Source organism: Pseudomonas sp. LBUM1646, from assembly GCF_059716165.1.
The window spans coordinates 2474578-2488319 of sequence record NZ_CP166810.1; the positions used below are offsets into that span (position 1 = coordinate 2474578).

The following is a 13742-nucleotide window of genomic DNA, read 5'->3' on the forward strand; positions in this document are numbered from 1 at the left end:
GCAATGAGCAGGGTGCAAAGGACTACGCGGCAAAGCTGAAAGAGCGTATAGAAGCTCCACATATATACCCGTATGCAGTGCCGGCAACCGGCGACAGAAACTGCAGTAAGTAATTAAATGTGTTGCCCTTGTTTTACTATAAAGATTGAAACATAACAAAAATAACAAGATTCCCTGCTTGAGGGTGATGCAAAACTCGACGAGTTATAAGTCCCAATCAGAGGAGCACCAGGAGATTTTTTAATCGGGTGGCCTGTCTTCCTGTTGCGAAGGGGCGCCAGTAATTCCTGGGCGTTTTTGCCTGTAGTCGATGCTGATGGGTAAAGATCTACCCCTCTTGGGCATTTTGATTTCTCTTCAATCAAAGAAGGTCGGTAGGCGTGGCGCAGGATATAAAAACGCCAGCTCTGAGTGAACTGGCGATTACGTCTATCTAGTCGCGCAAGTAGGCCACCAAGGCGTCAGCGAAGGACTCAGTTGTTCCGGTTCCCCCCATATCCGGTGTCACCTGATCGCAGGCTGTTTTCAAAACAACGCGGATAGCGGTACGAATGCGTGTTCCCTTGTCCACCATGCCCATGTAATCAAGCATGTCCGCGGCAGCCAACAACAATGCACAAGGGTTTGCGATGTTCTTGCCAGCGATGTCCGGTGCCGAACCGTGGACCGCTTCGAAGATGGCCGCATCGGCGCCGATGTTAGACCCGGGCGCCAAGCCCAATCCACCCACCAGGCCTGCGCACAAGTCTGAAAGGATGTCACCAAACAGGTTGGTGGTGACAATGACATCGAATTGATGGGGATTCATGACCAACTGCATACAGGCGTTATCGACGATCATTTCGTGGAATTCGATTTCCGGATAATCCGCAGCGACCTCGCGCGCAACCTCAAGAAACAAACCGGAGCAAGACTTGATGATGTTGGCCTTGTGCACCGCGGTAACTTTCTTGCGGCCTTTGCTACGAGCCAGCTCGAACGCGTATCGCACGATGCGTTCGGAGGCGGTGCGTGTTACGCGGATGCTCGCCAAAGCGACTTCGCCGTCTTCTGAAATACTCTGTCCTTCGGGTAAGTAAGCCCCCTCGGTATTTTCGCGCACTGTGATGATGTCGATATCTTCGAAGCGCGAACGGGTCCCTGGGAAACTGATCGCTGGTCGGACATTCGCGTAGAGATCGAAATGGCGGCGAAGGTGAACATTGATCGATGAGAACCCACGGCCAATCGGTGTCGTCAGAGGGCCTTTAAGTGCGATGCCATGTTTGGCGATCGTATCGATAGAGGCGGGAGGCATCAGCTGTCCATGTTGCTGCAACGCCTCCAGGCCGGCCTCAACGAAGTCGTAGCGAAGATTGCAGTCAAGGGCGTCGAGTACGCGTAGCGTCGCTTGCATGATCTCGGGGCCGATGCCGTCGCCCTTGATGATTGCGATTGTTCTGCTCATGGTCTCTTCCTTAACAGAGCTTTGTCAGCCTGCTGTATTGATTGGGTCATTGAGACTGGTGTCACGAGTCTGCTGATAGGCATTGACTGTCTGACGGCTTTCACCGCGCCAGTGTGCTGTGTTTCATCCTCCGCGCCGTGACTGCGCAGGTCATCGCGGATCAAATGACGGGCGTCCTGAGACGGATGTCAGATCTCGCGCCGCACAGAACTACTCGAGGATGCTGCTGTTACGTGGCGAGCTACCGGATCAAGCGTGCTGTCACTGCTCCACCGAATATGCGCATAACATTAACATACAATGTTAATGTTTGCGGTAGGCGCGCTCAGCAACAGTCATTGGCTCACTTTCGCATGACGCGGCGGACAAAAAGCCTGGCGTCATCAAAGGCAGGCACAATTGCCAGCGTCACCAGAACCATCGCGAGCGGTACCGTTGAGATGTAACCAATGTGCTTGAAACCAAATGCCCCCATCACGCCGCCGAAGAAAAAATTCAGCGCCAGCAGTATCAGTATTTTGAGCCGGGTCCGATTGGCGAGAACTTTTGGGTGTGTCGATGTGCTGGCGGCATTCCAGTAAAAGAGTTTTCCCAACTCAATTCCGATGTCCGTGATGATGCCGGTGATGTGTGTCGTTCGGATTTCGGCTTTTGAAATTTTGGTGATCACCGCGTTTTGTAGCCCCATGATGAAGCACAAGAGCATCACGGTGACTGACACGAACAAACCATCCACTGTGGATAGTTGGGCGCCCAGAAAACCAAAGCAGATAAGCAGAAAGGCCTCGACCAAAAGTGGCACTGCAAATTCACTGTGCATCCGTCTGCGTCGGGAGTAATTGACCATGACCGCAGAGCACGCAGCCCCAACCAGAAAAGACAACAATGCGCCGGCGCCACCAAGTACCAGGTCGTAGGCTCCCCGCACACTGTTGTCTGCCATCGAAGAGACGATGCCCGTCATGTGTGAGGTGTACTGATGCACTGCCAGGAAACCGCCAGCGTTGATTGCTCCCGCGACGAAGGCCAAGGCAAAGCCAAGATGCCGGTTTGCGGCGGTGGTACGCCTTCGCCCGGTGAGACTCCTGACATATTTGATCGGCATTTATTCACCCTTGTCTCAAGCATATGAGGAGCAAAAAAGCCAACCGATTATGTATATCTGATATCACCAGGTCCTCGCGATTTAGACGGGTCTGCTCGTTGAGTGTTGAAGCCGATGGCTGCCGTTTCTTCTGATGGGTGAACAGAGGATCGCCTGCTGGCGCAGCAACTTAGAGCGGGTAGTGCGCCGGGTAATGCAGCTTTGCAACGCCGGTGTCGATAGCGGCTTTGGCCACTGCACCGGCTATTGCTCCGAGCAGGCGAGCATCGAGCGCTTTGGGGAGGATGTAATCGCGGCCAAACTCAAGTTTATCGACGTTGAATGCTTGCAGCACTTGCACCGGTGTCGGCTCTTTGGCCAATTGGCGCAGTGCTTCCACCGCCGCAATTTTCATCGCTTCGTTGATCCGGGTTGCGCGAACATCCAGCGTCCCGCGGAAAATGAACGGAAAGCCCAGAACGTTATTGACCTGGTTAGGGTAATCAGAGCGACCGGTCGCCATGATCAGGTCATCACGTGTGGCCATGGCCAGCTCGTAGCTGATTTCGGGGTCCGGGTTCGAGCAGGCAAACACGATCGGGCTAGGTGCCATCGCTGCCAATGCTTCTGCCGGGAGGAGATTGGCTCCAGACAGGCCGACAAACACGTCAGCACCGGTCATGGCTTCCATCAGCGTACGAGGGCCACCGTCGTTAACGAACTGTGCTTTGTATTGATTGAGGCCTTCCCGAGCGGAGTGGATAACACCGACACGATCGACCATGTATAGGTTGCTTTTTTGAGCGCCAAGACTAAGCAGCAGGCGCATGCAAGCAGTGGCAGCTGCACCGGCGCCGAGGCAAACAATTCTTGCATTACCCAGGTTTTTGCCCTGAATCTCAAGTGCATTGAGCATGCCGGCAGCAGTGACGATGGCCGTACCGTGTTGGTCGTCATGGAAGACTGGGATGCTGCACTGTTCGATCAGTGCTTCTTCGATTTCAAAACACTCAGGCGCTTTGATATCTTCCAGGTTGATGCCACCAAAGGTGTCGGCAATGCGCACGACGGTCTCGATAAAGGCCTGGGAGCTCTCGGCATTGACTTCGATATCGATCGAATCGATTCCGGCGAAACGCTTGAACAGCAATGCTTTGCCTTCCATGACCGGCTTGCTGGCCAAGGGGCCTAGATTGCCGAGGCCCAGAATGGCCGTGCCGTTGGTGATCACGGCCACCAGATTGCCTTTACCGGTGAAGCGGTAAGCATTCTCTGGATTCTTCGCAATTTCGCGTACGGGCTCCGCAACGCCTGGGCTGTAGGCCAGTGCGAGTTGGGCGGCTGTGTCGGCAGGCTTGGTCAGCGCGATGCTGATTTTTCCTGGGGTCGGGAATTCGTGGTAATCCAGTGCAGCCTTCTTGAAGTCGGTAGTCATGCGATCACCTATTTAGATGTTTATTACAATCACATGCTAACACTATTATAATGATAGGCAACGAGGTCCTGACCCACAGACCAGGATCAAATTGTCAGTTGCGCGCTGCTGATGAAGGGGTTTATCAGCCAGCGGACCCACTCTATTGGCCCTAAGACTTCAGGGCGGGCCTGTATCTGTTGGTCAATAGAGATCCTCCTATGCTTGAACCCGTCTTAGGCCACCTTGTGTGTCCATTTTTTTGCGTGCTCGAATGTCCCCCGCGTCAAGGCGCTGAGGTCATGGGTGTGAACGACATGCTCGGATGAACTCGGAGATCAGCGTTGATCAATGATCTTGGCTGTGAGAGACGTGGTGAGTTCGCGGGAAGGTGTGGGGGGCGTCGATTCCTTCTTTGAGTGTGGCGGCATAGTCCTTTGCTCCCTGCTCAGTCCGAAATTGGCAGCGGCTACTGAAACAAACAGACCAAAGCGCTTCGCTCTGACCGGACAGATACTCGACTTTTACTGACAGGATCAAACTCTCTAAGTGGAACAATCAGAAATGAACTTCGGCGGACTTGATACCCAGCTCTCGAAGCTCGCGGATCAGTTCATCGAGGTGTCCAAATGACTCAATTTCCTCATTGTCATTGACCAGGAAATAGCTTCTTCCGGCTTCCTTTTTAAAAAGAATGATCCACTCGTGTGTATTGGCCGGGTTGGCTATCACGTGCGTGTCGAAGTGCATGCCTTCACCGTGTTTGGTTTTGACGTCTTCGCGTTTCATTCGGGGTCTCCGGGCATATGTTTCTGCGATCTCGACACTGTATCTACAGGGTCGCTGGTGTCGTACGAGGCTAGGCCAATTGCTTTACTATTATCACTAAGTGTGAATAGTATGCACATGCCACCAGCGCGAGGCTAGTCATGATTGCCATACGAGAAGCTTGGAAAGCGGGCTTGTTAGGGCGCAAACACTGGCTTCGAAATATCGTCTCGGGAGTCATCGTCGGCGTCGTGGCGTTGCCCTTGGCCATGGCGTTTGCCATCGCCTCGGGCGTCAAGCCGGAGCAAGGAATCTACACGGCAATTGTGGGTGGCTTATTGGTTTCGCTTTTCGGCGGGAGTCGACTACAGATTGCCGGCCCTACTGGGGCATTCATCGTCATTTTGGCCAGCGTGACAGCCAAGTACGGCGTTGATGGCTTGCAGATCGCGACAATGATGGCGGGTGCAATATTGTTACTGCTTGGCATCACCAAGCTTGGCGCACTTATCAAGTTCATTCCCGATCCCGTGATCGTTGGGTTCACCGCAGGCATCGGTGTGATCATTTGGGTCGGGCAGTGGAAAGACTTTTTGGGCTTGCCGAACATCAGTGGCGACCATTTTCATGAGCGGCTTTGGCATATCATCCAGGCTCTGCCCGGACTCCATGTGCCCACGACCCTATTAGCCCTTTTGAGCCTGCTGTTGGTGATACTCGCGCCTAAAGTACCAGGCGTAAGGCGTGTTCCTGGTCCTCTGATTGCCATGGTCGTTGTGACGGCGTTGCATTCCTGTTTTAAGTTCGACGGCGTGGCAACGATCGGGAGTGCATTCGGGGGGATTCCTCAAGGACTGCCCAAAATTGGCCTTCCTGAAATAACGCTGCCGCAGATCATTGAATTGATTGGTCCTGCGTTCGCGATTGCGATGCTGGGGGCGATCGAGTCGCTGTTGTCTGCTGTTGTCGCCGACGGGATGGCCGGCACCAAACATGACTCCAATCAGGAGTTAATCGGACAAGGCATTGCCAACCTGGTCACTCCTCTGTTTGGTGGCTTTGCTGCGACAGGCGCGATCGCTCGAACTGCGACCAACATCCGCAACGGTGGCAATAGCCCCATTGCGGGTTTTGCGCACGCGGTCACGTTGATTTTATTGATCCTCTTCCTGGCACCTCTGGCTTCGGATATCCCGCTGTGCGCGTTGGCTGCGATCTTATTCGTGGTCGCTTACAACATGAGCGAACTGAAGCACTTCACACGCATGGTCAAACGAGCCCCAAAAGCGGATGTTGCGATCCTTTTAATCACTTTTAGCCTGACCGTTTTCAGCGATCTGGCGATTGCAGTGAATATCGGGGTCATTCTCGCCATGCTGCAGTTTATGCGTCGGATGGCTGCATCTGTAGAGGTGCAGTTAATGGTCGAAAAAGAGCTGGAGGCAGAGTTGCGCATGAATGGGCATGTACATCTGCCACCTGGTGTTTTGGTTTACACCATTGAGGGGCCTCTCTTCTTTGGCGCAGCAGAAACCTTTGAGCGCGTTTTGGCTCAGACGCACACCGATCCCGGGACGTTGATTATTCGTCTGAAGCGGGTGCCGTTCATGGATATCACGGGCTTACAAACGCTGCTCGAAGTTATTGAGCAACTGCGCAAACGCAGCATCGTCGTGAAGTTGTGTGAAGCCAACGAAAAAGTCCTTGGCAAGCTCGAAAGGGCAGGGATTCTTCAGGCGCTCGGCTCACTGCATTATCATGCTGACTTCAGTGGCGCACTGGGCAGTTACGCCGAGATCGACAAAACCCAGGGTTAGAGATGAGGTGCAAGAGAGTAGGAGGAGCGATGAGCAGGTATTCGTCGTACCCGCTCATGCGCAGATGAATCACTTACCATTGGCCGCAGCTTTGCTTTTGGTGGCGTAGGACACGCCATGCGTCTCCAGATAGTCCCGAATAAGCTGACGAACGACCTGAGAGGGCGTCAGATCCTGAGACGCGCACAGCTCTTCAAGCGCTTTTTTCTTAACGGGATCAATGAGCACAGTTAATCGTGCAGTCTTATTTTCCATGGAATTGCCTGTACCCTAAAACGGTCAATGTTAATCAAATTGTAATGGTCGGGGATTTATTTGTCACCGATTAGGTTTGTTACAGTTAACTAGATTGACCGTGATCAGAAAATGGCGACGGTACGTCTACCAGAAACGGGTAAAAGAAGGGATAGATGGTCTCGCCCGACTCAATTGCCGCTCTAGCCACTGCTCCAGCTACCCCCGAATGCAGGCGCCCATCCAACGGCTTGGGAATAATGTAATCCCTCTCCAGCACCGCTGCAGGCTAGTACTGCGTGGGTCCATACGAGATGAGTGCGCACCCACGTTCAGCAGCAGCCTCACACACTCGGTCGCCGCACGCTCGTTGCGGCTGATTACCTGTAAAGCGGTAAACGTCGTCCGGATTTTTGGCTATTGCCAAGCAGGGCTGCGCGACTCCTGGGCTGTACGCCATTGCCCGGTCACCTATCGTTTCGACCCGCACGCTTGATTCGACAGTGTTGTTTCCAAGTGGATAACCCTCATGACGATACGCGGCTGTGTTTTTTGCCCTGTATTCATCGCTCGCCTCAGTTGTGATTTTATTATCATATTATGATAATGTGATTAGACCTTGATGTGTGTCTTTGAGAGCGCTTCATTTCAAGAACTTCTCCCATTTGCAGTACAGGCTGGTTCCGTAGATGAAGGCTTACCACGCCGGCTGGGTGATTTATTACTGTGAGTTGGCAGGCGTTGCAGCCTTTGCAGTGACTGGCACCCTGATGGCAGGGCGAAAATCGTTGGACTGGTTCGGTGTAATCACCATCAGTTTAGTCACCGCTTTAGGCGGCGGTGCCTTGCGTGACGTACTGATGGCACATTATCCGATCGAGTGGGTTTCCAATGAGAATGGCTTTTTGGTAGGGGTTAGTGCTTCGCTAGGAACCATGATTTGGGCGAGGACCTTGAAAACCTTCAACGAGAGGGTGTTGTTGGTAGCCGATGCATTTGGATTGGCTGTATTTACGGTCAGAGGAACAGATATGGCTCTTCAGCAAAACCTCCCTCCCAGCATCGCAGTGATCATGGGTGTAGCTACCGCAGTCGCTGGGGGTGTGATGCGTGATGTGTTGTGTAACGAAATACCGTTGGTGTTCAAGCGTGAGGTTTATGCATCCATCAGTATTTTGGGTGCCGTCGCCTACATCACGCTGTTGGATTTGCAGATTTCTCTTGAAGTGGCGTCTGCAATCGCCATTGCGTTCGTTTTTGTCAGCCGTATTGCCGCCATTCGTTGGAAATGGATGCTACCCAGGTTCCATGTAGTCGATTGATCTTGTTGCCTGGCCGACAAAGCTACGCTCTATAAGAAAACATGAGTGATGCTTAGTCATCTCTGCCCCCCATCCTTGAGGCTGCTCCTGCAGCCTTTTTTTTCCTTCGCCATTAGATGATTACGCGTCAAGGGAAGGGCTGAAAAGCTGCCGGCACGTTTACTCTGCATTATCTGGTAGGCCCCAGATCACCGGCTTCGAATTCGAGTGCGCGCGCCGTCATATACAAGCGCCACGTGCGGTAGGTGGCCTTGCTGACTAACCCCAGCAGCTGATCTTGATTCGCCTAATTACGGGTGTTGGTGTGCTGGCAGGTATGGCAGCAACCGCTCAGTTTCATTTTTCACGACGGCATAGCACTCGCAGCTCAGTTGCTCGAGTTGCGCTCGGTCTATGACTTTGATATGACCGCGGCTGTACTCGATTACCCCCTGTCTTTGTAGTTTGCCGGCGGCCTCGTTCACACTTTCGCGGCGCACACCAAGCATGTTGGCAATAATTTCCTGGGTCACGGACAAGTCGTTGCCCGGTAAGCGGTCGAGGTATAACAGAAGCCAACGACACAACTGCTGATCGATCGAGTGGTGGCGGTTGAAAACGGCGGTCTGCGCCATTTGGGTAATAAGTGCCTGGGTGTAACGCAACATCAGCAGGAGCATGTCGCCATGCCGATTGAACTCATCCTTCAGCCGACGCCGGGGTAGCCGGTATGCATGCCCAGCACTTTGAACAATCGCACTACTCGGTGTGCTTTCACCGCCCATAAACACGGCGACGCCGATCATGCCTTCGTTACCCACTACCGATATCTCTGCCGTGGCCCCGCTCCCCATCACGCAAAGCAATGAGACGATGGCATCAGTTGGGAAGTACACGTGGCGCAAGGTGTCGCCTGACTCGTACAACACATTACCTAGCGGCAATGTGACGAGTTCAAGATGGCGCAGGAGACGGCTCTGAACTTGCGCCGGCAATGCGGCAAGCAAATGATTCTGTTTTGGATTGGGTGAGTCGGACATTTACGTTCCTGTTCAAGGAAGAAATTTCTAGCCGCATAGAGAGTGGCTGCGGTGATGAGCTACTTTGCAGGGCGGTCTTGCACCGCTTCGTTATCAGTCAAATGTGCCAGGCAGCCTGTTTTTGACTTTGCGTGTGCTCAAATTTGCGATCTGATCCGCAACACCGTTGATCGTGAGCGTTTGGCAGAGATCCGAACCGAAAAGCACGCAGGACCAATGACCACCCTGTTTCCTCACGCAAGACATGCCCTCGACCAAGGCAATGATGAGGTGACTCAGTGCGCCTGGCAGGGAGGGCGAAATTTTAACCACGCTGTCAGGGTTCGACGGAGATATGCGCGCTTGATTATCACTAAATGTGCGTGAATTGTCTGTGCGATGCCGAACATAGTCTCAGTGGGGTCAAGGACAAGATGGGGCGTCTATGGTGAGGAAGGACGATCTTGAGCACTCGGCAGGCGCAGGAGTACGAGTCGGGCAATTTTGACCATAAAATGGACTCCCCCTACTTTTCCCCCCACAAAAACGTCAGCTCTTGATGGACGTTACTGGACTCTCGTAGAGCAGAACACCGCGGAAGCTCAAGTAAATACTGGCTTAGAAAAATCCAGAGTAAAATTTTGGAAGCTTTCAAGAAGTATGAAAAAGGAGATGGGGTGCTAGGGGGCGAGTGTTCGAATCACTCCGTCCCGACCATATAATTCAAAAGGGTCGCGAGATTTAATCTCGCGGCCCTTTTTTATTTTTAGGCGTTTTTACCCCTACAAAACGACTGGCTCTGGGTGGAATCTTCAGCAGATATCACGGCCGGAATTTGTTTCGTAGGCCTTGGTCCGAACTTGATACCTGAGTTGACGACGTTTTTTGGGTGCATTACGGTCGTACGTTTCCGACGCTATTGGGCTATAGCTGCCTGTCACGAAGGACTAGAAACGACCTAAAGCACACATGCCAGCGGATTTGTAGGCGAAAGAGGCCCATGCCATCAAAGCCTTTTTCCGCTCCTGCGCGCGGTTCCGCGCTGCGTTTCGAATGACCATTCTTTCACTCACGCGTCATTTCCCGCGTTTGGGATCAGGGGTGGTGATGCTTGAATTCCTGGCTCACACCACCGTAGAAATACGCACTGCTCTGGCGGTCGAAAACACGGATGCTCGAATGTGGATGTGAGTTTCCGATTTCTCCGATCAATAGCGCGAAAGCCTCAAGTGGAAAACACGCATTGTAAGGTTATCGTCTGCGCGCTAGCTCACTTAAACCACCGTTATCATTGCCGGAGATTGACATGCAACTCAGCCGCGCCAATCTGGCCGATTTCATCTACTTCCTGGCCATCGCCCGTCATCAGAGTTTCAATCGGGCGGGTTTAGAAATGGGCATCAGCGCTTCAGCATTGAGCCATGCGATCAAAGGCCTGGAAAGTCGGCTTGGGGTCCGTCTGTTGAATCGCACCACTCGCAGCGTGACGCTGACAGCGGCGGGCGAGGAGTTGCACGCGCTGATCAGCAAGCCCATCGATGATATCGGCCAGGCGATGGAGGTGCTCAATCGGTTTCGCGATGAGCCCGCGGGGCGCATTCGCCTGAATATTCTGAGCGATGCGGCGGATCTGCTGCTGGGGCCGGTGCTGCCGATATTTAACGAACGCTATCCGGAGATTGAGATCGACCTGACTGTCACCAACCGCATGATCGATGTCATTGGCGGCGGTCATGATGCGGGCATCCGCTACGGCGGCACGGTGCCAGAAGATATGATCGCCCAGCGTCTTTCGCCGGACATTCGCTGGGTGGTTGCGGGCTCGCCTGATTACCTGGGGCGTTTTGGTGTGCCGCGCCACCCTCAGGACTTGCTGCAGCATCGATGCTTGCGCATACGTTTGGGCAATGATCGCATGTATGACTGGGAGTTCGAGAAAGGCACGGAACACCTGGCAATCGCCGCGCCCGGTCCAATAACCATCGACGAAACCCGCGTTGGCCTGTCGTTACTGCGCCATGGCGCGGGGCTGATGTATGCCCCCGAGCCTGTCATCACGCCTTTGGTAGAAAGCGGCGAGGTGCAGCGTGTGCTGGACGACTGGTCCAGTCTCGCACCGGGTTTTCATATGTACTACTCAAGCCACCGACAACTGCCGATGGGGCTGCGGTTGCTGATTGATCTGATTCGCGAATTGAAACCGCTGGGCGACTAAGAGTTGATCATGCCCAACCGCACTAGATTTTTTGCCGGCTGACGAACACTTCGTTAACCACCGGCACAGCAGAAAACACCTGGGGCCAGCCGGCATAGAATGCCAGTTGCGTCAGCATTTCGGACGCTTCTGGCTGGGTTAGTCCGTTATCCATCGCACGGTTGAGGTGATAACCGACCTGCGCCATTTGACCGTTAGCGATCAACGCGCTGACCGTGATGAGGCTGCGGTCGCGAGGTGCCAAGTCAGGCCTGAGCCACAGGTTGTGGAAAAGAGCAGTGCTGGTGTAGTAGACCAACCCTGGCGATACCGGGCCGACGGTTTTGTCGACCTGTGCTGTGCGTGTTTTCTCGGACGCTTCATTGATTGGCAGCAACACCGGCGAGACCGGTGGCAGTTGATCGGGTCCTATGTGTCTGCTGGCAAAAACGTCCTTGGCGATCAGGATGGTGGCCGTGGCGTTACCCCACCCCGAATAGAACGCCAGGTGGTTGATGACCTCGGACAGTTCCGCGGGTTTGACGCCATGGTCCAGCGCCAGGTTGAAGTGATACGCCATCTCCACGGTCTGGTTGCGCGCAATCAACGCGGCGAGGATGACAAGGCTGCGGTCTCGCGGCGTCAATCCAGGACGATTCCAAACCTCACCCAGTAACGTTGATTCGGTGTTATGCGCCAGTGTCGGGGAAACTGCGTGTACATCATCCAGCGTAGGGGCGGCGGGCAGGCTCGATGTGGTGGCGGCCATGTCAGTTGCCGCGCAGGCGGCCAACAACACAGACATCGAGGCCATGGCGGCCTTCATCAGGTTCATCGGGATGCCTCGTACTGTGCGTCGGTGACCGGTTCCAGCCATTCCACGTTCTTGCCGTCGAGGGATTCCTGAATGGCAATGTGGGTCATGCCAGTCGTGGCGGTGGCGCCGTGCCAATGCTTGACCCCCGGCGGCGTCCAGATCACATCCCCCGGTTTGATCGCTTGCTTCTGGCCGTTCTCCTGCTGAATCCAGCCGGTCCCAGCGGTGACCACGAGCGATTGTCCCAATGGGTGGGTGTGCCACACCGAGCGCGCACCCGGCTGGAAGGTGACAGCGCCCGCCGACACCTTCGACGGCGCCCGGACGGGGAACAATGGATCGATTCGAGCATTGCCGACGAAATTACCCGGTGCGCCCATGATCGAAGCTTGCTCGCCATTTCTGACGATATTCATGGTCTGGCCTTCGGGGATTTCAGCAGCATTTGCCGACAGGCACACCATCAGCAGGGTGCTCCGCACAAACATTGCGGCGAGTGTTCTCATCGGTAAGCTCCTGCTGAAAGGACATTCGACAGCCAACTTAGTACACGAACAAAGCAACGACTACCGTGCCGAAACCGCATGAGGTGATGAATATTACTCATTAATCGTCGCCTCCAAGCCCTCTGTATAGGCCTCAAGAAACTGCATTTGACTGATTGATGAGTCGTACTCATCGACGCATCTTGTTTTCACCCGGTATTCATCACCTCCAGTGTTGGTTAGCGTGCAGCACATCAGATCTATTCAAACGTGACGTTGAGGAATGTATTCATGAGTTTTTCATTTGAAAACCAGGTCGCACTCGTCACCGGCGCCGCATCCGGTATTGGATTAGCGACAGCCAAGGCCTTTGCCCAGGCCGGTGCATCGGTAGCTTTGGCGGACGTCAATGGGGAGGCGGTGCGTGCTGCGGCCGAGGAATTGGTTCGTGCAGGTTTTAAGGCCATTGGCATTTGTTGTGATGTCGCTGACGTGAATCAGGTCGAGGCCATGGTCAAGGAAACCGTCGCCACTTTCGGGCGTCTGGACGCCGCCTTCAACAATGCAGGCATTCAAAACCTCCTAGCGGAAACGGCTGACGCTACCGTCGACGATTACGACAAAGTCATGTCGGTCAATCTTCGTGGCGTGTGGAGCTGCATGAAGTTCGAGTTACAGCACATGCGCCGGCAGGGCAGCGGAACCATCGTCAACTGCTCCTCCTTGGGTGGGCTGGTAGGAGGCGCCGAGCGGGCCAACTACCACGCTGCAAAACATGGGGTTATCGGGCTGACCAAAAGCGCTGCGCTTGAATATGCCGCGCGCAACATCCGCATCAATGCCGTATGCCCAGGGCTGATCTGGACCCCGATGGTCGACCAGATGGTCGCTTCGGGTCAGGGCGAGGCTTTGGACGCGATGGTGAAAAGCGTGCCTATGGGCCGTCACGGGTTGCCTGAGGAAATCGCCGATACGGTTCTGTGGCTCAGCAGCTCCACCTCCAGCTATGTGACCGGTCAGTCCATCTCTGTGGATGGCGGTTTCATCATGCGTTAAGACGCCTGCAAGGAGGTTGCTTGCAGAAAAGTATTCTCTCCCAGCCACAGCATGAATCCAGTTCGATTTGGTGCGGCTCTTTTTAACCGTCCGCGGGGTTGCGCCT

General features: G+C 54.2%; 12 protein-coding genes. 4 read left to right on the plus strand and 8 right to left on the minus strand.

Going from position 1 to position 13742, the window contains the following annotated elements; translation table 11 throughout:
- Positions 1-433: 433 nt before the first annotated feature.
- From ACA071_RS11400 to ACA071_RS11415, 4 genes are all read right to left on the minus strand, one after another.
- A complete protein-coding gene (locus tag ACA071_RS11400) occupies positions 434-1447 on the minus strand; it encodes an isocitrate dehydrogenase (RefSeq protein ID WP_045060683.1) in 1014 nt (337 codons plus the stop codon).
- A 343-nt stretch (positions 1448-1790) separates the two neighbouring features.
- Complete coding sequence (locus ACA071_RS11405; protein ID WP_497644381.1) at positions 1791-2552, minus strand: YoaK family protein; 762 nt, start codon at positions 2550-2552, stop codon at positions 1791-1793.
- A 169-nt stretch (positions 2553-2721) separates the two neighbouring features.
- A complete protein-coding gene (locus tag ACA071_RS11410; protein WP_497644382.1) occupies positions 2722-3966 on the minus strand; it encodes a malic enzyme-like NAD(P)-binding protein in 1245 nt (414 codons plus the stop codon).
- 537 nt (positions 3967-4503) lie between these two features.
- Positions 4504-4734: a hypothetical protein gene (locus tag ACA071_RS11415; RefSeq protein WP_046047630.1), complete on the minus strand. Its 231-nt coding sequence runs from the start codon at positions 4732-4734 to the stop codon at positions 4504-4506.
- A 140-nt stretch (positions 4735-4874) separates the two neighbouring features.
- Here ACA071_RS11415 and ACA071_RS11420 point away from each other — a divergent pair, with 140 nt between their 5' ends.
- Positions 4875-6530, plus strand: coding sequence for a SulP family inorganic anion transporter (locus tag ACA071_RS11420; RefSeq protein ID WP_497644383.1), 1656 nt, complete (start codon positions 4875-4877; stop codon positions 6528-6530).
- 69 nt (positions 6531-6599) lie between these two features.
- On the opposite strand, the gene ACA071_RS11425 is transcribed toward ACA071_RS11420, so the two are convergent.
- Entirely contained in the window at positions 6600-6785 is a 186-nt protein-coding gene (locus tag ACA071_RS11425) for a ribbon-helix-helix protein (RefSeq protein WP_054614680.1), read from the minus strand.
- 668 nt (positions 6786-7453) lie between these two features.
- Here ACA071_RS11425 and ACA071_RS11430 point away from each other — a divergent pair.
- Positions 7454-8086, plus strand: a complete 633-nt coding sequence (locus ACA071_RS11430; protein WP_497644384.1) for a trimeric intracellular cation channel family protein — start codon at positions 7454-7456, stop codon at positions 8084-8086.
- Positions 8087-8376: 290 nt separating this feature from the next.
- Here the strand turns inward: ACA071_RS11430 and ACA071_RS11435 are convergent, their stop codons facing one another.
- Positions 8377-9105: a Crp/Fnr family transcriptional regulator gene (locus ACA071_RS11435; protein ID WP_497644386.1), complete on the minus strand. Its 729-nt coding sequence runs from the start codon at positions 9103-9105 to the stop codon at positions 8377-8379.
- Positions 9106-10390: 1285 nt separating this feature from the next.
- Between ACA071_RS11435 and ACA071_RS11440 the strand changes: the two genes are divergently transcribed.
- Positions 10391-11299: a LysR family transcriptional regulator gene (locus ACA071_RS11440; protein WP_497644388.1), complete on the plus strand. Its 909-nt coding sequence runs from the start codon at positions 10391-10393 to the stop codon at positions 11297-11299.
- Positions 11300-11321: 22 nt separating this feature from the next.
- Here the strand turns inward: ACA071_RS11440 and ACA071_RS11445 are convergent, their stop codons facing one another.
- A complete protein-coding gene (locus tag ACA071_RS11445; protein WP_497644389.1) occupies positions 11322-12113 on the minus strand; it encodes a carboxymuconolactone decarboxylase family protein in 792 nt (263 codons plus the stop codon).
- On the minus strand, positions 12110-12601 hold the full coding sequence (locus ACA071_RS11450; protein ID WP_497644390.1) for a (R)-mandelonitrile lyase: 492 nt from the start codon (positions 12599-12601) through the stop codon (positions 12110-12112). The genes ACA071_RS11445 and ACA071_RS11450 overlap by 4 nt, the downstream gene beginning before the upstream one ends.
- Positions 12602-12871: 270 nt before the next feature.
- Between ACA071_RS11450 and ACA071_RS11455 the strand changes: the two genes are divergently transcribed.
- Positions 12872-13636, plus strand: a complete 765-nt coding sequence (locus ACA071_RS11455; RefSeq protein ID WP_497644391.1) for an SDR family NAD(P)-dependent oxidoreductase — start codon at positions 12872-12874, stop codon at positions 13634-13636.
- The last annotated feature ends 106 nt before the right edge of the window (positions 13637-13742 follow it).